Origin of the sequence: Flavobacterium sp. (assembly GCF_040402955.1) — a bacterium.
In the GTDB taxonomy this organism is placed as follows: Bacteria; Bacteroidota; Bacteroidia; order Flavobacteriales; family Flavobacteriaceae; genus Flavobacterium.
The window spans coordinates 1-20,603 of the sequence record NZ_JBBALQ010000020.1 but is presented as its reverse complement, the minus strand read 5'-3'; the positions used below and the strand labels follow the sequence as shown (position 1 = coordinate 20,603).

Below are 20,603 nucleotides of genomic sequence, written 5' to 3'. Positions count from 1 at the left end.
TCACAAAAACAAAAGATTAAAATAACAGAAAATTATGTTTTGTTTTTAGTTAAAACATCTTTTGTTGAATACAATTAGAATGCCAAAACCAGTAGAAATAGCTACATCGGCCACGTTAAAAATAGCGTTGAAAAAGGTAAAAGGTCTTCCGCCAATAAAAGGAACCCACTCAGGCATTGGAATGTCTTTAATTATTGGGAAATAAAACATATCCACTACTTCACCGTGAAAAAGTGTTCCGTAAGGTTTGTCAAAAAACATTGTAGCAACTTGACTGTAACTATCATTAAAAACTACTCCGTAAAAAACAGAATCGATAATATTACCTATAGCGCCTGCTAAAATTAATGTGATTGCGAAAGTTAAATAATTAGACAAGCCTTTTTTAATAGAATCAAACAACCACCAAGAAATACCGCCGACGGCAATAATTCTGAAAAGGGTTAAAATTAATTTACCATAATCCCCTGGAATTTCAGCGCCCCAAGCCATTCCTTCGTTTTCCACAAAGTAAATTCTAAACCAATCGAACACTTTTACTTGTTCGTTAATATAAAAATTTGTTTTGATGTAAATTTTACTAGCTTGATCAATAAGTAAAATCAGAAATACAAATAAATAGGCTTTTCTTAGGTTCATTTTTTAATGTTTGTGCAAAAGTAACAATTTTAACGAATAAAAAACGCCCCAAAAGGAGCGTTTTTATATTTAGTAACGTTTTTTAACGCTGTAAATTTTTAGCTTCAATGCTCATTGTGGCGTGAGGAACAATTTTTAAGCGCTCTTTATTGATTAATTTTCCGGTAACTTTGCATATTCCGTACGTTTTATTTTCAATACGAATTAATGCGTTTTTTAAATCACGAATAAATTTTTCTTGACGAATAGCCAATTGCGAATTCGCTTCTTTACTCATCGTTTCGCTTCCTTCTTCAAATGCTTTGAATGTTGGAGAAGTATCTTCCGTTCCGTTATTGGAATCGTTTAAATACGCACTTTTAATTAATTCTAAGTCGTTTTTAGCTTTGTCTAACTTTGAATTAATTAATTCCTTGAATTCTTGTAATTCTGCATCTGAGAATCTTATTTGTTGATCTATCATAATTGACATTTTTTTAAAATTTATTATTTCAATCAAATAGCCCCAAAAGGTTTTATTATTTTGAAATTAATATTATTGTTTTTAACTCATCAAACTCAATTTCCGTACCATTATTTATTTCTGATACAAAAATTAGTTCATTTGTTAGTGTTTCTGATTTGATGTACGATTCATTTGCGAGTACCGCTTGTTCAATACTATCATTTTTTAGAATTTGAACTTTAATTTTATCTGTAACTTCAAAACCAGAATCTTTACGAATATTTTGAATTCTGTTGACTAACTCTCTCGCTATTCCTTCCTTACGTAATTCTTCAGAAATTGTAATATCTAAAGCTACTGTAATTCCATTTGAATTGGCCACTAACCAACCCGGAATATCTTGAGAAGAAATCTCTACATCTTCGACTGTTAAAGTAATACTTTTTTCAGAAGTAAAAATAGTTAGTTCACCTAATTTATCTAATTCATTAATTTGATCTTGTGAAAAAGACTGTATCTCTTTGGCAATCAATCCCATATCTTTTCCAAAACGGGGTCCTAAAGCTTTAAAATTCGGTTTAATTTGTTTGACTAATACCCCAGAAGCATCTTCTAATAACTCGATTTCTTTTACGTTAACTTCAGCCTTAATCAGGTCTTGAATAGCTAAAATTTCAGCTTTAAAAGTAGTGTCAAGCACTGGAATCATTACTCTTTGTAACGGTTGACGTACTTTTATCATTTCTTTCTTACGTAACGATAAAACCAACGAAGAAATCGTTTGCGCCTTCTGCATTCTACTTTCTAATGATTTATCAACAAAGTTTTCAACCGAAATAGGGAAAGTAGCCAAGTGAATACTTTCAAATTTTTCCTTATTCGTATTGGCATTGAGGTCTTTATATAGCCTATCCATAAAGAACGGCGCAACTGGTGCGGCTAATTTCGCAACTGTTTCTAAGCAGGTATAAAGCGTCTGATAAGCGGCAATTTTATCTTGAGCATAGTCGCCTTTCCAAAATCTACGACGACATAAACGCACGTACCAGTTACTTAAATTCTCTTGCACAAAATCAGAAATAGCTCTTGTGGCACGAGTAGGTTCATAATCTGCATAAGCGGCATCAACCACTTGAATAAGCGTATGTAATTCCGATAAAATCCAACGATCAATTTCTGGTCGTTCTGCTAAAGGAACTTCGGCTTCACTGTAGTTAAAACCATCAATATTAGCATATAAAGCAAAGAAAGAATAGGTGTTATAAAGCGTCCCAAAGAATTTTCTTCGCACCTCAGCAATACCTTCTAAATCGAATTTTAAATTGTCCCACGGATTGGCATTTGAAATCATATACCAACGCGTAGCATCAGGGCCATATTCGGCTAACGTATCAAATGGATCGGCAGCATTACCTAAACGTTTTGACATTTTTTGTCCGTTTTTGTCTAATACTAAACCATTTGACACCACATTTTTATACGCAATTTTATCAAAAACTAACGTAGAAATAGCGTGTAGAGTATAAAACCATCCACGAGTTTGATCCACTCCTTCTGCAATAAAATCGGCAGGAAAATCTTTATTTTCGTCAATTTTTTCCTTATTTTCGAAAGGATAATGCCATTGTGCATAAGGCATCGCACCCGAATCGAACCAAACATCAATTAAATCAGTTTCACGTTTCATCGGTTTGCCTGATGCTGAAACCAATACGATTTCGTCTACTACATTTTTGTGTAAATCGACTAAATCGTAATTTTCTTCAGTCATATTTCCGATTTCAAATCCTTTGTATGGATTTTCTGTCATAAAACCAGCGGCAATTGCTTTTTCAATTTCTTGAACTAATTCTGCTACAGAACCTACTAAGATTTCTTCAGTCCCTTCTTCATTTCTCCAAATTGGTAAAGGAATTCCCCAATATCTTGAACGCGATAAGTTCCAGTCATTGGCATTTTTCAACCAATTTCCAAAACGACCTTCTCCAGTTGCTTTTGGCTTCCAGTTGATGGTTTCATTTAAATCGAACATTCTATCTTTAATTTCGGTTACTTTAATGAACCAAGAATCTAACGGATAATATAAAATAGGTTTGTCTGTTCGCCAGCAATGTGGGTAACTGTGTACGTATTTTTCTACCTTAAAGGCTTTGTTTTCTTCTTTTAATTGGATAGCAATTTCTACGTCGGCAGAACGTTCTGGTGCTTTGCCTTCATTGTAATATTCGTTTTTAACGTATTTCCCAGAATATTCGCCTAAATTAGAAATGAATTTCCCTTGTAAATCTACTAACGGTACTGCATTCCCGTTTTCATCTAAAACCAACATTGGCGGCACTTCTGGAGTGGCTTCTTTAGCAACTTTAGCATCATCTGCTCCAAATGTAGGTGCGGTGTGTACGATTCCAGTTCCGTCTTCGGTAGTTACAAAATCTCCTGCAATTACTCGAAACGCATTTTCAGGGTTTTGATACGGTAATGCTAATGGCATTAATTGTTTGTATCGAATTCCGACTAAATCTGAACCTTTACATTCGGCTAAAATGCTATAAGGGATTGGTCCAAATGGGACTTTCCCTTTAGCTCCTTCAAAAGATAAATTCTCGAAATTAGTAAAATCAAATTCGCTTTCAGATTCAAAAAATCCTTTCCCAAATTGTTTTCCGACAAGGTTTTTAGCTAAAATAACATTTACAGGCTCAAACGTATATTGATTGAATGATCTAACCAAAACATAGTCAATTTTTGGTCCAACCGTTAATGCGGTATTTGATGGCAACGTCCAAGGCGTTGTTGTCCAAGCTAAAAAATAGGCTTCCCCAAATCCTTCCAAAAGATTGGAACTTAAACGAAACGCTTTAGCAATATCGTTGGTAGTTCCCCCTTCGGGGGTTAGGGGGCTTTTAAATTGTGCTACTACAGTCGTATCCGTAACATCACGATACGAACCAGGCTGATTGACTTCGTGTGAAGACAAACCTGTTCCTGCTTTTGGCGAATACGGTTGAATGGTGTAGCCTTTGTATAGCAAATCTTTATTATAAATTTGTTTTAGTAACCACCAAACCGATTCCATATATTTGGATTTATATGTCACATACGGATCTTCCATATCTACCCAATAGCCCATTTTTTCGGTTAAGTCATTCCAAACGTCGGTATAACGCATAACTGTTTTCTTACACGCTTCGTTGTATTCTGAAACGGAAATGGTTTTTCCGATGTCTTCTTTTGTAATTCCTAAAGCGGCTTCAGTACCTAATTCTACTGGTAATCCGTGAGTGTCCCAACCTGCTTTACGCTTAACTTGAAATCCTTTTTGAGTTTTATATCGACAAAAAATATCTTTAATAGCACGCGCCATTACGTGGTGAATTCCAGGCAATCCGTTTGCAGAAGGTGGTCCTTCAAAAAATACAAATGGTTGGTTTCCTTCACGTGTAGATACACTTTTTTCAAAGATGTTGTTTTCCTTCCAAAAATCAAGAACTTCTGATGCTACCGTTGGTAAGTCAAGTCCTTTGTATTCTGTAAATTTTGTGCTCATTTTATCGCTATCTTAAATCAATTTGCGAAAGTAAGGATTTAAAGAGAAAAGGCAAAAGAGAAAAGGCAAAAGTTGTAGGTTAAGAAAAAACTTCTTTTAAAACGTCTAAAGATTTTGGTTTTTTAAAACCATCTAAGTGAATGGCATAATAATCTAAAAGGATTTTTAACAATATTTGTCGCTCTGTTCCTGCAAATGCTTTCTGATTGTCGTCATATCTTAATCGTAAAGCTTTTTTAAGCAAGTTCGTTTCATGTGCGTTTAGGCAACTTGTGCCTTGAAAAGGAGAAAAAACACCGTCAATCATTTCAAAATAAGCAAAATCTGTTTCTTGTATTTGTGGATAAAACCCTAAAAATTTTGTGAGTTCTAAAAGGAAAATTAGGTGAAAATTCGAGATGGAATCATTCGCATCTAACCACAATAAAGACGTTTCTAAAAATGAAAATAAATTCTCGTTTTTTTCTTCTTCAAAAACACTATTATGAATTACTTCTGACAAGAAAAAAACCATAGCGCTTTTTACAATGTCCGTATTTATATTTTGATAATTATACGCGAGTTTTACTTCTTTAAAGTGCTCTAAAGCGCCTTTATTTTTATGGTTGGCTTCTATTTCTAAAAGGTTTAACGGTTGAAAATACGCCATTTTTTGATTGGACTTTTTGGAAGAAAAAGCACTGGCTATAAAATAAGATTTTAACCCGTCTGATTGGGTAAAACATTTAACAATTAAACTTTTTTCTTGGTACTTAATAGCACTTAAAACAATAGCTTTGGTTTTTATTTGCATTATCTAACTACCATTATTTTTTTTACGGTAGTTTCTGCGGCATCGTTTGACGAAACAAAAACCATATAAACGCCAGAGGCTACTTTATATTTTCCAAACGCAGTGGTATCCCATTCTACCGTTCCACCAGAAGAGGTTGTTTCAAAAACTAAATTTCCTTCAATGTCAGTGATTTTTAAATTGACTTTATCCATCAATCCAGATATTTTTACTGTTCCTGAATATTCTGGTCGAACCGGATTTGGATATATGTATACGTTTTGTAAATCATCGTCTCCTCTTGTGGCTGATCCTAAAAAAGAAACCAAACCTTTATCAGTAGCAAAAAACACTTCGCCTGAAACCTCATCAATTTCAATATCTAACACATTATTGCTGGGTAAAGGGGAATTGTCTTTTGTAAATCTTCGTAACGTAATTTGTCCATTTGCACTAACCTGAAAAACGCCCGCGTCTGCAATAGCTACCCATTTGTTGTTGGCACCATCTACTTTAATATCCTGAATTACTTGTTGGTAAAACAATTCCTGAGCCAAATCGCCATCCTGAATAACAATATTCGTTGTTGTTAATGATGATTCGGAAATAAATCTGTCTACGCTATTTAAAATTCGTAACCCTTTAAACGTTCCAATCCAAAGTTGGTTTTTATTATCTACTGCCACGCATCGCACATCATTGTTAGGCAAGTTTCCGTTTTCTTCGTTAATGATTATAAATTTATTATTATATTTTTCATTAAAAGCAAGTACGCCACCAGCATACGTAGCCGTCCATTTTGTACCATTTTTATCGATGTCTATATTGCCATAATTCAATCCTTTTGGATTTTGAATAATGTTATTTAAATTATAGGATTGCCAAGTATTATTGTTTTTCAATACTTTTAAGCCGTTGTCAACTGAAGCGTTTGTAAGCCATAAATTACCGTCTTTATCATATTTCATTCCGTTTATTCGCACCGAGATATAGTTTTGGTCTGGCGGTGGCAACAGCAACGATTCTAAAAAATTGGTTTGATTGAATAAAAAAGGATTTGTTTTATTTGTGAATTTCAACAAACCACTTTGTCCAGAAGCTACAAAAACTTCACTGCTATTTCTTGGGTTTTCTACTATTGCGGCTAGCGAAACAGCACCTAATACTTGGGTATTTGGGATTTTAGCCCAACCCGTATTGGAGTTAAAAATACTTATGCCTTGTAATTTATAATCTGGTGTATAGGTTCTGTCATAACTTCCGTGAGTTAACCATATATCGGTTTTGGTTTTGGCTACTTTAAAGGCCAAATCTTCAATAGGTCCGTTGGGTGAAATGTTGGTAAAAACTAAATTACTGCTTAAAGGCGCTTCATATAATCCGTTTTTTGCAGTTCCTATATATAATTTGTCATTTTTGGTAATGGCACAAGTAAGTAATTCTGAAACACCAGTTACTTGAAATGTAGTTGCTACAAGTGTTAAATTACTATTGTATACATTTACTTGATACTGACCCGTAAAAGTTAAATATTCGCCATCTGTTCTTAGCTTTAATGGAGCTGTATAATGTGTGCTAAAAACTTGTGGTGTATTTCCAATAAACCTATAAATATTAGTAGAAAAATCTGTTGCAATTAGTTGATTACTAAAAACTACCAAACTAGACCAATTTAAAGAATTAAAAACCGACCATTGCGAAAAATCGTACAAAAAAGGATTGGTTATACTTGCTTTTTTAATGCCTTGGGTTCGGGTTACTGCAAAAATTTCATTATTAAAAATTGTAGTTTGTAAAACATCTATAAATTCCCCTGAATTTCCAATATAAAAACTGGATTCAATTTCAAAATTAGACAACTTAATTACGCTAATTCCGTATTGTGTAGACACGTATACTTTCCCGTTGTACTCATAAAAACCGTTAATTTTTTTTCTATTGGCTGGCACAGGCACATCGGTAATAATATCAACTTTATTAAGCGTTGAGCCATCTGGTTTTATAAGAATAATTAATCCGTTTTTATTTCCAATTAAAGTATGATTATTTGATGTCTGGAAAATGGCAGTAATCTCATCTGGTTTTACATCGTTTACTGAAGTAAAAGTGGTTAAAATATTTGAAGATACATCTTTATTAAAAACAGAATTTTTTGTACTTGAATATACCTTTTGGTCAGAAATACAAACATCTGTAATTTCATTATATGAAAAATAGCCTTTCCATAATTTCTGTTGTGAAAAAGAAAGTATCGAAAAACAAAAAAATAAATAAGAAAGTATTTTTTTCATTTGGAATGAATGGCTGTTTTTTGTTTGTGTATTTGTACAAATATACATTAAACAAAATTATATTCTAATTATTGCGTTTACACGTTAATAATTTGTACTAATTGTTGTAGTTTTTCAAAATCCAATTGCATATTTCCATCAGATGTTGGCATATATCTTACTTTTTCGCAATTTTGTAACAGTCCTATAAAATCGTTAGTGTTTTCTTGAGAAATGTGGTTTTCCTGAAATTTTTGAACGATGTTTTCTTTATTTAATTCTGCTTTTTCTAAACCAAATTTATAATGTAAAAACGCATTAATTTTAAGTTCCATTTTCTGATAAAACACTTCCTTTTCTGTCAAATAGATTTGAATATCGTTTACAGAAAAATCCTTTTTTACAGATTTTATTTCTGTTTTTACCTCTTCATCCGTTTCCGATTTGTTTCTTTTTAATGCAAAAAACAATAAAGTCAATCCTACTAAAGTTACACCTCCAATAAAATGCATAAACGAAAATTCAAAACCAGAGGATTTTTCGCTTTTTTGAGATTTATTTTCCAATTTAGATTTTGAAACCGAGGTAACATTCGCTTGATTTTCTCCTTGAAGTACATCTAAATCTATAGCTTCAGATGAAATGGTTTTGTAGGTTTTTGATTTGACATCGAAAAATGAAAAATACTGTTGTTTTAATTTGAAATCCCCTTTTTCTTGTGGGATAATGGTATAACTATCTTTAATTTTTCCAGAAATTCCGTTTATGTTTTCGTTTACAAATTCTTGATGTTTTGGTTCGTAAATTTCAAAATTAGCTGGTAAATTAGGTTTAGGGATCTCGAACAATTTTAAATTTCCAGTTCCAGAAACAATCAAGTCTAATTGTAAGGACTCGCCTGATTTTAAATTGTTTTTAGATACATTTGCTTGAAAATCAAAAGTTCCAACAGCACCTGTGAAGTTTTCGGGCTTTCCTTTTTCTGGCAATGAACTTACTTGAAGATTTTTTGTATTAGAAACAATTTCTCTTCTGGCAACATCAAATTCTGGATCGCCAAAAAAATCAAAATCTCCTGTTGGATAACTTATGTTTAAGTCTAAAGTAATAGGTGATATTTGAAGTTTCCCGGTTTTTTGAGGGTACAAAATGGCTTTCTTGAAAATCTTAGATTTGTATACTCTATTATTTACGACCTTTCGCTCCCATCCGCCTTGTACATCTTCCGTTTGACTCCAAAAATTATTGAATTTTGTAACCATGTTTTTGTTCAGCTCAATCTCTAAATTAGGAGCTAAATAAATACGATAAAACACCTCAACTGGTTCATTTACAAATGCGGTGGTTTTACTAACTTCTACATCAATAAATAATAAATTATTTGCGCCAGAAATGGATTTATTTACTGCAGCGGGTTTCGGTGCGTTGGTTGAATTTTGGTTTCTCTGTATGGCATCAGCAGCTTTTTCGTTGGAAACAGAAACCGTTACAGATTTTGATGCATACGTTTTTCCATTAAATTTAATTGTTGCTGGAGAAATAAGTAATCTTCCTGCTTTGGCCGCCTGAATTACATAGGTATATACTTGTTGTATGGCATAATCCCCATTTATGTATTCTTCATTAGAAGAAACGTACGAACCGCCCTTATTAAACCCATTAAAATTAGGAGGTGTGAAGTTTGAGCCTTCTTCGTTAAAAATATAAGTAACCTGAATTACTTCACCAATTTTAAGGTTCGTTTTTTCTGCTTTTACCTCTAATTTTACCTGAGAAAAGGAAAAAAAAGGGAAAAACAATAAGGTTAGTAGTATTTTTATTTTGTTATTCATTTTACCAATCTTTTTCTGTACTTGTTGTGTTCGTTTTTGTTTTATTTGCGTTTACTTTTTCCTGCACTTTTTTTTCTTCATTGCTAATTGCTTTTAACACGTTATCCATTCGTTGTTTGTTTGCGCTTGGTTTTTTTGGCTGACTTTTTTGTTTGTTTTTATTGTCTTTCTTGTCTTGTTGCTTTTTGTCTTTTTGGTTTTTTTTCTTGTTTTTATTTTTCGGATTTGGTTTTGGCGGATAATTTTTTAATAATTTTTTTGCTAACGCTAAATTGTATCTGGTTTTTTCATCTTTAGCGTTCGCCTTTAAAGCATTTTTGTAGGATGCAACTGCCAATTTATAATTTTTATCTTGCATATATGCGTTTCCTAAATTATGATACGCTTTGTGTTTTTGTGCAGAAGTATTTGCTAATAAAGCGGCATTTTTATAATTGCTTATCGCTTCGGCATACTTTTTATTTTTATAAATGGTGTTTCCTAAATTATATTCTGCAGGTTGTTTTTGCTTTTTTTCTTTGGCTTTTATCCAACGTAATTGCTTTTCTTTTTGTTGCGAATTATCCGTGTTTTTTTCTTGAGAAAAGGCCGTTCCTGAAGTTAAAAACACGAGCAAAAATAGATGTGCCTGGTGTTTTGAAAACCAATTTTTGATGTTTAAATTACTATTTGTAATAAAAAATTCGAGCAAAAGTAATAAAAATGCAATGCCTAAAAACCATTGAAATTGCGATTGTTTTTGTGCCAATTGTTGGGCTTTAAATTCTTGTTGTTTTACGGATGCTAATGCCGAATTTATTGAAGTAACTACTTTTGAAATTTGATTGTCATTGCAATACGTACCATTGGTTTCTGAAGCTATTTTCTGTAATACTTCTTCCTTTAGTTTTGTGGTTACAACTTGCCCGTTTTTATCTTTTTTAACTTGTTGAAAACCCAATTCATCAATAAATTCAATTGTACCACCGTTTGAAGTTCCTATACCAACAGTAATTATTTTTACATTTTTTTCTTTTGTTACTTTAGCTACATCGAAAGAAGTGTTTTCGTGATCTTCACCATCTGAGAATAAAATAATAGCTTTCCCCGAAGTTGGATTATCAAAGAAATCCACACTAGTTTTAATGGCACTTTCAATTGCCGTTCCTTGAGAAGATATTATATCTGTACTCAAACTTTGTGTAAACATTTTTGCCAATTCATAATCTGTTGTCATTGGTAAAACAGGATAGGCACTGCCCGCATAAGCTACAATTCCAATTCTATCACTTCCAATAGATTCAATCATTTGTGTCATTATTTGCTTGGATTTTTCCAAGCGGTTGGGCTGAATGTCTTTACACAACATACTTTTTGACACATCAATGGCAAAAACAATTTCAACTCCTTTTGCAGGAACTATTTCAACTTTTGAACCCAATTTTGGATTTACCAAAGCTAAAACAATGAAAAAAACAGCCATTATTTGCAACATAAATTTAATACGCGATATCTGTTTCGGTGAATTTACAAGTAGTTTTTCAAGGGCTTGCAGTTCACTAAATAAAGCTTGTTTTTCCATTTGCCATTTCACATAGGCTTTCTGTGCCACTAATCCAATTGGAATTAGTAACACTAAAATAAAATAATATGGCGATTCAAAATCAAACATTATACAAAACTTTTAAATAGCGTGCGATTTAAAATCATTTCTAAAACCACAAAGAATAATCCTAAAAGTAACCAAGTACGAAATTGTTCATCAAATAGCATTAAGCGATTTTCTATAATCTTAGACTTTTCTAAACCGTCGATTTCATCATAAATAGCTTCTAATTTATTATTGTCAGTAGCTCTAAAATATTTCCCTTTTGTAATAGAAGCGATTTCTTGCAAAATTTTCTCGTCAATTTCCACTTTTTGAGGTTGAAAAACGATGTTTCCATTACTGTCTTTTGCTACTGGAAAATTTGCCATTCCGTTTGTTCCAACACCTACCGTATAGACTTTTATACCATAATCTTTAGCGATTTCTGCTGCCGAAATGGGATCTAAACTTCCCACATTGTTTACCCCATCCGTTAATAAAATGATAATTTTAGATTTTGCTTTGCTATTTTTAATTCGATTAATGGCAGTTCCTAAACCAATTCCTATTGCGGTTCCGTCTTGTAAAACCAATCCATTATACTGCACCTCTCTTAAAGCGTTTAGCAACATAATTTTGTCTGAAGTTACTGGCGTTTTGGTGTAACTTTCACCGGCATACACCACTAAACCAATTCTATCATTGGTTCGTTTTTGTATAAATGATTCGGCTACTTTTTTTATAGCTTCCAATCGATTTGGTTTAAAATCGGTAGCCAGCATACTTCCCGATACATCGGTAGCAATAACAATATCAATTCCGTTTTTACTGTCGGTAAAATTTGATTTTTGTGTGTTTCTTGGTCGGGCTAATGCTATAATTACAAATCCTAAAGACACAAGCTTTAACAAAAACAAAAACGGTCGACACTTTATAATCCACGATTTTTTGATGGATAATCCTTCCGTGGTGCTGATTTTTAAAGTTGGATTTTGTTTGTTCGCTTTTATGTATTGCCAAAACGCCGCTATCGGAAGTACCAATAACAGCCATAAAAAATGGGGATGCATAAAAGCACTATTCATCTTCCTCTTGGTTTACTTGTTCGAGACTATTTGTAACACGATCTATGAAATCTTTAGCTAATTTGTCCTTAGCATCGTGAGTAATTCTTACTTTTTGTAATCCGAAATTATCCGAAATAAAAACGGTAAAAAATCGCATTTGTTTGGTTTGGTTGGCTGAATTAATTTCAAATGTACCTTCTAAAATATCGCCAGATAAATCCTTTACATTTTTAAATTTCTTAGCAGTTGTTTGAATTTTAGTGGCTTGCAATTGCATCATTTCGCTCATTTCATCATTAAAAATTGCTTTTAAATCTGTTTTTATAGAATCTTTATAAGCAATCGTTTGTAGCGAAATGGCTAATTTATCCTCTGGATTTTGCCAAGAAAATTGCGCGATATTTTTAATGTTTGGATTTTTTAAAGTAACCAAATCACGAACTAAAACTTCCGGCGTTTCTACTTGCAAAATAGGCAATCCGTATTCAGAAACGATCCATTCTTTTTTTAGATAATAATCGGCATCTTTTCCGTTAATTTTTGCAGAAAAATAATTGGTTACATTTTGCCATCCAAAAAAGAAAACTACAGAAATTAATGCCACTAAAAAAGTAACAATAAATGCCGTTTGTCTGATGTTTTTATATTTATTTTGTTGCTCTATTTCTGCTATTTTAGCTAAAGCAACTTGATGTTCTTCGGCAGAAACGGGTAAGGTTTTATGAAAAACATTAATTAAATTTTCCGAAGCTATTTTATCTGCATTTTGTTCTGGTAGAGAAATAATAATCTTTGCAAACTTTACTAAATCTGCCTTAGTAAAAAGGGTTTCAATTTGTGAAATAGACGTTTCTGAAATTTGAAATTTCTTATTTTGTACCGCTTTTTTTAGTTTAAAAATAAATTGTTCCGTAGTGCTTTCTAACGCAGAAAATTCTAACGTTTTTTCAAAATACGATTTTATTATTTGGGTTAAATTAGAATAATATTCTTTAGAATTGGCATTGGCGTTTACTTCTGAAAAAGCTAAAAAAGCTTTATTATATGGAGAAATATAGGCTTCTGATTTTGTTTTTTTACGCTGTTTTATTCGCAAAAGTATATACAATATCCCTGCTATGAAAAAAGCAGAAAATAATCCTAAAATTAGTTGAGAATCTGAAAGCTCTTGTTGCTTTTTCTCTGGATTTATAGAAAGAATTTCATCTTCTTTAATATCATACATTTTTTGCTTTGTAGTATCTACTTCTACGTCAATTACGGAAATTTCAATACTTTCAGATTTGGTTTTTTTGGTATTTATAAGTACTTCTAATGCAGGAATTTTATAGGTGCCTGCATCAAATTGGGTAAGATTATATTTTTTTATCCATTCGGTTTGGTTGCCTTTTTTGTTTTTTTCTGGTGGAAAAGATTGCACCACTTCCAATTTGCCTATCGAATCTAAATCTGGGAAAAATACGACCTCTTTTTCGTTTACTTTTGTTTTTAAAGTAAGCTGAATTTGTTCGCCAATTTTAATTTCCTTTTTAGACACAGTCGTCCCTATCGTTTGGGAAAACCCTACAACAAAAGAAAACAAGAAAAGAAAAATGAATTTAATTCGCATTAGGCTCTACTTTTAAAATAGGTTACTAATTTTGTTACGTAACTTTCATTAGTTTCTGTTTCTACTAATCCTGCGGCACATTTACGAAAGGTGTTTTGGCAAATTTCAACCTTGTTTGTGTAGTTTTTCTGATAAGCCAAACGAGTAGTTTCAGTTTGTGTATCTAACCAAATTAATTGTCCTGTTTCTACATCTTGCATTTGAATAATGCCAACATTTGGAAGTGATTTTTCACGTGAATCAAAAATTCTAATTCCTGTTACATCGTGTTTTTTAGACGCAATTTGCAACGGTTTTTGGAAGTCGGAAGTCATAAAATCGGAAATTAAAAACACAATCGCTCTTTTTTTTATTACACTTGACAAAAATTCTAATGCAAATGCCACATTGGTAGTTTTGCTTTTCGGTTGCCATTCGACTAATTCACGGATAATTCTTAAAACGTGTGATTTTCCTTTTTTGGGTGGAATATATAATTCTATTTCGTTGGTAAATAAAACTAACCCAATTTTATCGTTGTTTTTTGTGGCTGAAAAAGCTAACGTTGCAGCAATTTCGGTTACCATATCTTTTTTGTTTTGTGCGGAAGTTCCAAAATTCTGAGACGCTGAGCAGTCGATAACTAACATCATGGTTAATTCGCGTTCCTCTTCAAATATTTTTACAAAGGCATCGTTATTTCTTGCGGAAACATTCCAATCTATAGCTCTAAAATCGTCTCCATATTGGTATTGTCGCACTTCAGAAAAAGTCATTCCTCGTCCTTTAAAAGACGTGTGATAGTGTCCCGAGAAAATATGATCGCTCAATCTTCGGGTTTTAATTTCAATTTTTTTGACTTTCTTCAGTAACTCTTTCGTCTCCATTTTCGTGTTTAGTATTTCGTAACAAACGCTTTACTAATAACTTTAAACTCTTCCTTCATTAAGGTACTTGTACCTGATTTAAAACTTTATTGATAATGTCTTCTGAAGTGATGTTTTCGGCTTCGGCTTCATAAGTAATACCTATTCTGTGGCGTAATACATCGTGTACCACCGCTCTAACATCTTCAGGGATGACATAGCCTCTTCGTTTGATAAAAGCATAACATTTCGCAGCTAATGCCAAATTAATACTTCCTCTTGGCGAAGCACCAAAACTAATTAGTGGTTTTAAGTTTTCTAATCTATATTTTTCTGGATAACGCGTGGCGAAAACAATATCTAAAATATATTTCTCGATTTTCTCATCCATATACACTTCCTTTACGGTTTGTTGTGCTTTGATGATTTGCGCAATGCTAATCACAGGATTTATAGTAGCCGTATTTTCCATTAAACTGTTACGAATAATAAGTTGTTCTTCTTCCATTTTCGGATAATCGACAATGGTTTTTAACATAAATCGGTCTACTTGTGCTTCAGGTAACGGATAGGTTCCTTCCTGTTCTACTGGGTTTTGTGTAGCTAAAACTAAAAAAGGCGTGTCTAATTTATAGGTAGTTTCACCAATTGTAACTTGCTTTTCTTGCATAGCTTCCAGTAAAGCTGATTGTACTTTTGCAGGTGCTCTATTGATTTCATCTGCCAGAACAAAATTGGCAAAAATGGGACCTTTTTTTACAGAAAACTCATTTTCTTTGAAATTGTACACCATCGTTCCAACCACGTCTGCAGGAAGCAAATCTGGTGTAAATTGAATACGATGAAAACTACCGTGAACGGCTTTGGATAATGTATTAATGACTAAGGTTTTTGCCAAACCTGGCATTCCTTCTAACAACACATGTCCTTGACCTAATAAGCCAATTAACAAGCGCTCAATCATTGCTTTTTGACCTACAATTACTTTGCTTAATTCTGAAGTTAGCAAATCAATAAAAGCGCTTTCGTTTTCAATTTTTTCGTTAAGCGCGCTTATGTCTATCCCTGTATTATTTTCTTGCATTTTATTTTGTATTATTTTCAATAAATTTTAAAAAATATTTTAACAACGCAAGATGTTACATTAAAACAATATAAGTTGTTAATTGTCCGTTAAATTATAAGATTTTGGGTGTTTTTTTAGAAAAAATTAAGAAATGTTAGTGTTTTCAGCATAAAAAAAGCAACTTTTAATTCTAAATTAGAACTAAAAAGTTGCTTTTTAATTTTCTTTAACCTGATTATTAATACCAATCTGAATGGTATTTGTTTTCTCCTAAATAATAGATTAACCCAAATGAAAAATTATAGTAACCTCCAGATTGCGGCGTGTAGTCTTTATTTAGTAAAACACCATCAAATCCGTAATGTTGCTTCATGGTAAAATTATGAGTAAAATCAGCTGTTAAGGCAAAATTATTTGAGATGTTATACATTGGTGTAAGTCCAATTCCAACCACGCCAATTTTTTCGTGTTTATTTTGACCAATCATATATCCAAATGCAATACCAGCATCTAAGTGGGCATTTATTCCTACTTTATCTCTTGTTAGATAAGTTAAACCCAATTGTTTTCCCAAATTATAAATTCCAGATAGAGCAACTGCGCTATATGTAATTCCAACTTTTCCTCCAGGGTCATTCACAAAATGGTCTAATTTATAGGCGACTTTTGCTCCGAATTTTTCATTAAACATATATCTAATTCCTATATTAAAATGATTAAATCCAGAAAAATTAGATTTATACAACTTTTGATAGGGCCCTATAGCGCCGGTATAACCATAGCCGGCCTCAAGAGATAAATTATTCACATTAAATTGTGCAAAAAGTGAAGAAGTCATCACTAAAAAAAAGAAGATTTGTAATTTGCTTATTGTTTTCATAATTGTATTAGTAATTGAGTGCGAATATAAAAAATTTGTACTTATATCTTATGTTTTTGAGTAGTATTTTTATCGAAAGTAATGAGATAATTAGAAAATTAGCGAATTAGTGCGAATTTGCGCTCCCTTTACCCTGTGCCAAAAACCTTTTGCCAAAAAAACCGCCTCGTTGGAGGCGGTTTATGCTATTTATTTAACTAGTTTTCTTTTATGAATTAGCCAATATGCTATTGCTATTGCTGTTATAAATAACGCGGGTAAGTAATCATTTACCGGCACGTCTTGGGTGTCATCTGGAAAGGTTTCTTGTGCTTGAAGTAATCCACAAACTAAAACAAATGCTAAACTGTATATTTTTTTACTATTATTTTTCATCTTATTGCTTTTTATTATTCAACAATCCATTTTAATTTACTTGTTTTTTCCTCTTGTGTAACCATAATATGATACACACCTGATGCTAAACTCTGTTTGGCTTGGTAATAACCTGAATTATTGGTTATTGCAATTTCTTGGCCTATCGTATTGTATAGTTTTACCGTTGCTTGTGCTGCTGAAGGCAATTGCAAATAGAAACCATTTCCTTTAGAAGGATTTGGGTATAAACCTACTTGACTAGCAAATTTATCTGTACTAAGCACCACGTTTTGAAATACTATTTTAAAACGATTTTCATTGTAAGATGCCACATTGCTTGTGGTAACAAATGATGCTAAATATGCTTGTGAAGTAGTAATCTCAGTTTGCGTGTTTAAAAAAGTATCTACTAAATACGGTGTTAAAGCAGTATCAAAATTTGTAGTTTGAATTTTAAACGTATAGTTCTTATTCGCTCCTAAACGAATCGTTTTCATTGCTAACTCATCAGATGTAGTTACTGGTGCTGCGGCATCAATGGCTAGTTTGGTATTGTTTCTAAACCATGCTATGTTTTCGCCTGCTGCTTCCAATTTCGTAGCATCACCAAGACCTAATTCGTTTGTGTACTCTGAACCAAAAACAGCTTTTGTAGCATCTATAGGATACCCTCCAATTGCTAGTTCGTTAGGATCGTATAACTGCATACTTAATGAAGCAGGGTTTGCACTTTCAGTTTGATTAGCGGTTCTAAATACATTAGCACTAGTTGTCGCTTTATGTGCTTCTTGGAAGGTTAATGTACCTGCTGTTCCTGCAACCGTATTCTTTACAAAAAAGGCTTGACCGGGTTGAATGAATTGACCTACTTGTGAACCTACATTATTAGTACCCGTTGAAACATTATAAGCTACATAATTACCTCTAGCAGCTCCTGTTCCCATATTTGGATCCCATGCATAATACGTAGCGTCGATACCCGATTTTGTTACTGCATGCCAGTCTACTGCACTTTGGTATGGGTTACCCACTAAACTAAAATCAGCAGTAGTCGTGTTTGCTGTATTATTAATCGCTGGTGTGCTGCTTGAACTTAAGGCAACGGTTCCTGTCTTCAAGGTTCCTGTAGCACTTAATGTAATGGCTGCATTCATGTTATCAGTTGTAGCAGCTGTTATATTAGTAGGGGTTCTATCTCCTCTAACCAACATTCTATATCCTACCCCTGCTATTAAATTGGTTGCATTGGTATTGGCAATTGCTGTCCAACCCGTACCTGATGCAACTTGGTTGTTATACGTAAACATAGATGGATTATTGGTTTCAGTAACATCAAAGCCGCCTGAAGCGCCACCCGTAATGTGGGTTTGTCCTTGCCAGTTGCCTGAGATAAACGTTGTTGTGGTTACTGCCGGACTTAATAATCTAAAAGCACGTTTGCCAGATGGGATGTAGCGTTCGACTTTCACATTAGTAGCGTCTGAAAGCGTTCCGGTTAATGTCCCTAACATAGCAGTACCCGTAACGTCTGATTTGAATGTTACTACATTTCCACCAAAATCTGCTGTTCCTGCAATGGTTAAAATTTTACCTGGATTTATGGTTAAACCACCTGTTCCACTAAGAGTTAATGTTTTTCCTACTGGTAAGGTGTAATCAACGTCCAAAACCGGGCTACCTGATGAAATGGTAATGTGGTCACTGCTTGTAGGTACTGTGGCAAAACTCCAGTTTCCAGCCGTATTCCAGTTTCCATTTGCTCCAATCCAATTGTTTGAGATATTGAAAGTATAGGTAGGCCAATTTCCGTTGGTAGTGGTAGATGTATTGCCTGTTGTTAAATTGGCTATATTATGGATATGACTTCTCATATCTGCTAAACTTCTATTGTGTGTTGCTGCTGTTACATAAGAAGAACCAAATGTAATATCTCCCAAGGCCACAAAATTAGTTCCGCTTGTTAAACCTGCAGGTACATATGTTGCAGTTGCAGTGGTAACACCGGTAGTAATTACTGTTCCAGATGTATAGCCAGCCACAAAAGTTGGTGAAGTTAATGTTCCTTGATATGCAAATAACTGCTCTCCTGCTGACCCTAATCCAGAATTTAAGCCTCCTGTTCCCAATGTTGCGCCACCCGCAGCATCAAATTGAATAACTGTTCCTGCAGCAATGGCACTTCCTGTTGTATTTGTCCAAACATTATTACCTTCTCCAGAGAAAAAAGATAATGTTCCGCCATCCCAAGATTTGTCGGTAAACCAAATTCTGGTATTGTTCGGAATATCGTTTAAGGCTACAATTCTATATAAATCTAGTGTTGCGCCTTGAAATGCCACAAATGCTATTGCGCCAGCTGATAAATTAGTTACCTCTCCACTAACAGCAACATTTTGTGTAGTCGCTCCAGTGGTAGATATTGAAATGTTTCCACCAACTTGATCGGACAATGCAGTTGGGTTAAATCTGGCATAAATAGTTGTTGTTGCAACAGTTCCGCTGGATTGTGTTAATGTAATTGGGTTTGTAGGAGAAAAGCTACCACCAGTAGAAGTTGAAATTTGATAACCAGTTGGAGGAGTTATTACTATATTATCTGCTAAAGTTGTGCCAGCAACTGTAAAAGTTTGCTCAGCAGATTGACTACTTACTGCAGATGAAATAAAAGTATTTAATAACCCTGTTTGTGTGATATTTGGACCGCCAAGAGAAGACACGCTTCCAGTTAAGCTAATTGAAGAAGGGCCACCTGTCCCAGTTCCTGCAGAAGCATTCCATCCATAAATTCTAATCTCTATACTAGACAAACTATTGTATCCACTAGAAGGAATTGTTATGGTTTGAGAAGTTGCTGCAGTTAAATTTGCGCCAATTTGAGCTGAAGTAGATGCGAATCCACCAACTGAACTATAAACACCATAAGTTTGAGGACCTGTTCCAGATGAACCCAAAGAAATTGATAATATAGCCGAATTGAGATTTATTGCATAACCAGAATTTGCAGTTATTGTAAAAGTATAATAATCGTCATTACTAATTGTTAAAGTGGCTCCTGAAGCAAAACCATTCGAACTAAATCTAGATGTACTTGATCCTGCTGTTATCCCAGAACCTCTAGACATAGTTATTGTTCCGACATTTACAGCTGTAGTCGTGGCATTTACTGTTGCAGGAGACCCCGACCATGTATTATTGAACGCCGCAATTTGCCCCATCACCCCATTCATTCCAACCATAACCATAATTAGCGCTAGCAGATTTCTAAACGATTTGCCTTCAGGGTTGCTTGTTGCAAAAGGCGTTAATAAATTAAAAAGTGGTTTGTTTTTCATAAAAATTATATTTAAAGATTTGAGTTTTTTACAAATTCAAAATTAGTTAAATAGAATTATAAGAAATCAAGGGAATATTGAGTGTTTGTTAATAAATTGTTGGTGGCGGTTGGGATTTGTCTTTTATTATCAATAATTTATTTAATATGGTTTACATACACTATCTATACACTATCTATACACTAACTTCGGAGTATCTATACACTATCTCCTTTTTTGAGTGGGTGTTGAAATGGGTGTTGGGTGAAGGGTGTGGGGTAAAGGGGTTTGTGTTCACAGGTGAACAAGGTGTCCTACTGCGTAGGAGATTCTTCGCAAGCTCAGAATGAACTGTGTTAAAAAGCAAATTTATGGTTAATTAATTTCTAAATAAAA

At 33.5% G+C, this 20,603-nt stretch carries 14 protein-coding genes; all 14 read right to left on the bottom strand.

What is annotated here, in order from left to right; all coding sequences use genetic code 11:
- Positions 1-45: 45 nt before the first annotated feature.
- Positions 46-639, bottom strand: coding sequence for a lipoprotein signal peptidase (locus ABWP78_RS08150; protein ID WP_353170417.1), 594 nt, complete (start codon positions 637-639; stop codon positions 46-48).
- Positions 640-721: 82 nt separating this feature from the next.
- Positions 722-1,102, bottom strand: a complete 381-nt coding sequence (locus tag ABWP78_RS08145; RefSeq protein ID WP_353170415.1) for a TraR/DksA family transcriptional regulator — start codon at positions 1,100-1,102, stop codon at positions 722-724.
- A 55-nt stretch (positions 1,103-1,157) separates the two neighbouring features.
- Positions 1,158-4,631, bottom strand: coding sequence for an isoleucine--tRNA ligase (ileS, locus tag ABWP78_RS08140; RefSeq protein ID WP_353170414.1), 3,474 nt, complete (start codon positions 4,629-4,631; stop codon positions 1,158-1,160).
- A gap of 79 nt (positions 4,632-4,710) precedes the next feature.
- A complete protein-coding gene (gene recO / locus ABWP78_RS08135; RefSeq protein WP_353170413.1) occupies positions 4,711-5,424 on the bottom strand; it encodes a DNA repair protein RecO in 714 nt (237 codons plus the stop codon).
- The gene (gene porZ, locus ABWP78_RS08130) at positions 5,424-7,694 is read right to left on the bottom strand and encodes a type IX secretion system anionic LPS delivery protein PorZ (protein WP_353170411.1); all 2,271 of its coding nucleotides are present in this window, start codon (positions 7,692-7,694) and stop codon (positions 5,424-5,426) included. The genes recO and porZ overlap by 1 nt, the downstream gene beginning before the upstream one ends.
- A gap of 77 nt (positions 7,695-7,771) precedes the next feature.
- Positions 7,772-9,505, bottom strand: a complete 1,734-nt coding sequence (locus ABWP78_RS08125; RefSeq protein WP_353170410.1) for a BatD family protein — start codon at positions 9,503-9,505, stop codon at positions 7,772-7,774.
- Position 9,506: 1 nt separating this feature from the next.
- Positions 9,507-11,156 (bottom strand): VWA domain-containing protein, encoded by a 1,650-nt coding sequence (locus tag ABWP78_RS08120; RefSeq protein ID WP_353170408.1) that lies wholly within the window; start codon positions 11,154-11,156, stop codon positions 9,507-9,509.
- A complete protein-coding gene (locus ABWP78_RS08115; RefSeq protein ID WP_353170407.1) occupies positions 11,156-12,157 on the bottom strand; it encodes a vWA domain-containing protein in 1,002 nt (333 codons plus the stop codon). Before ABWP78_RS08115 ends, ABWP78_RS08120 begins: the two co-directional genes overlap by 1 nt.
- Positions 12,150-13,748 (bottom strand): BatD family protein, encoded by a 1,599-nt coding sequence (locus ABWP78_RS08110; RefSeq protein WP_353170405.1) that lies wholly within the window; start codon positions 13,746-13,748, stop codon positions 12,150-12,152. The genes ABWP78_RS08115 and ABWP78_RS08110 overlap by 8 nt, the downstream gene beginning before the upstream one ends.
- Positions 13,748-14,614: a DUF58 domain-containing protein gene (locus ABWP78_RS08105; protein ID WP_353170403.1), complete on the bottom strand. Its 867-nt coding sequence runs from the start codon at positions 14,612-14,614 to the stop codon at positions 13,748-13,750. The genes ABWP78_RS08110 and ABWP78_RS08105 overlap by 1 nt, the downstream gene beginning before the upstream one ends.
- Before the next feature lie 58 nt (positions 14,615-14,672).
- Entirely contained in the window at positions 14,673-15,677 is a 1,005-nt protein-coding gene (locus ABWP78_RS08100) for an AAA family ATPase (protein ID WP_353170402.1), read from the bottom strand.
- 220 nt (positions 15,678-15,897) lie between these two features.
- Positions 15,898-16,539: a hypothetical protein gene (locus ABWP78_RS08095; RefSeq protein WP_353170400.1), complete on the bottom strand. Its 642-nt coding sequence runs from the start codon at positions 16,537-16,539 to the stop codon at positions 15,898-15,900.
- A 189-nt stretch (positions 16,540-16,728) separates the two neighbouring features.
- Positions 16,729-16,914, bottom strand: coding sequence for an Fjoh_0651 family PID-CTERM protein (locus ABWP78_RS08090; RefSeq protein ID WP_353170399.1), 186 nt, complete (start codon positions 16,912-16,914; stop codon positions 16,729-16,731).
- Positions 16,915-16,928: 14 nt separating this feature from the next.
- Positions 16,929-20,228, bottom strand: a complete 3,300-nt coding sequence (locus ABWP78_RS08085) for a DUF8693 domain-containing protein (RefSeq protein ID WP_353170397.1) — start codon at positions 20,226-20,228, stop codon at positions 16,929-16,931.
- Between the last annotated feature and the right edge of the window lie 375 nt (positions 20,229-20,603).

Excerpts from the sequence above, each read along its gene's own strand:
- ABWP78_RS08150 (WP_353170417.1), bottom strand. The coding sequence starts at position 639 with ATGAACCTAAGAAAAGCCTATTTATTTGTATTTCTGATTTTACTTATT.
- ABWP78_RS08145 (WP_353170415.1), bottom strand. The coding sequence starts at position 1,102 with ATGATAGATCAACAAATAAGATTCTCAGATGCAGAATTACAAGAATTC.
- ileS (WP_353170414.1), bottom strand. The coding sequence starts at position 4,631 with ATGAGCACAAAATTTACAGAATACAAAGGACTTGACTTACCAACGGTA.
- recO (WP_353170413.1), bottom strand. The coding sequence starts at position 5,424 with ATGCAAATAAAAACCAAAGCTATTGTTTTAAGTGCTATTAAGTACCAA.
- porZ (WP_353170411.1), bottom strand. The coding sequence starts at position 7,694 with ATGAAAAAAATACTTTCTTATTTATTTTTTTGTTTTTCGATACTTTCT.
- ABWP78_RS08125 (WP_353170410.1), bottom strand. The coding sequence starts at position 9,505 with ATGAATAACAAAATAAAAATACTACTAACCTTATTGTTTTTCCCTTTT.
- ABWP78_RS08120 (WP_353170408.1), bottom strand. The coding sequence starts at position 11,156 with ATGTTTGATTTTGAATCGCCATATTATTTTATTTTAGTGTTACTAATT.
- ABWP78_RS08115 (WP_353170407.1), bottom strand. The coding sequence starts at position 12,157 with ATGAATAGTGCTTTTATGCATCCCCATTTTTTATGGCTGTTATTGGTA.
- ABWP78_RS08110 (WP_353170405.1), bottom strand. The coding sequence starts at position 13,748 with ATGCGAATTAAATTCATTTTTCTTTTCTTGTTTTCTTTTGTTGTAGGG.
- ABWP78_RS08105 (WP_353170403.1), bottom strand. The coding sequence starts at position 14,614 with ATGGAGACGAAAGAGTTACTGAAGAAAGTCAAAAAAATTGAAATTAAA.
- ABWP78_RS08100 (WP_353170402.1), bottom strand. The coding sequence starts at position 15,677 with ATGCAAGAAAATAATACAGGGATAGACATAAGCGCGCTTAACGAAAAA.
- ABWP78_RS08095 (WP_353170400.1), bottom strand. The coding sequence starts at position 16,539 with ATGAAAACAATAAGCAAATTACAAATCTTCTTTTTTTTAGTGATGACT.
- ABWP78_RS08090 (WP_353170399.1), bottom strand. The coding sequence starts at position 16,914 with ATGAAAAATAATAGTAAAAAAATATACAGTTTAGCATTTGTTTTAGTT.
- ABWP78_RS08085 (WP_353170397.1), bottom strand. The coding sequence starts at position 20,228 with ATGAAAAACAAACCACTTTTTAATTTATTAACGCCTTTTGCAACAAGC.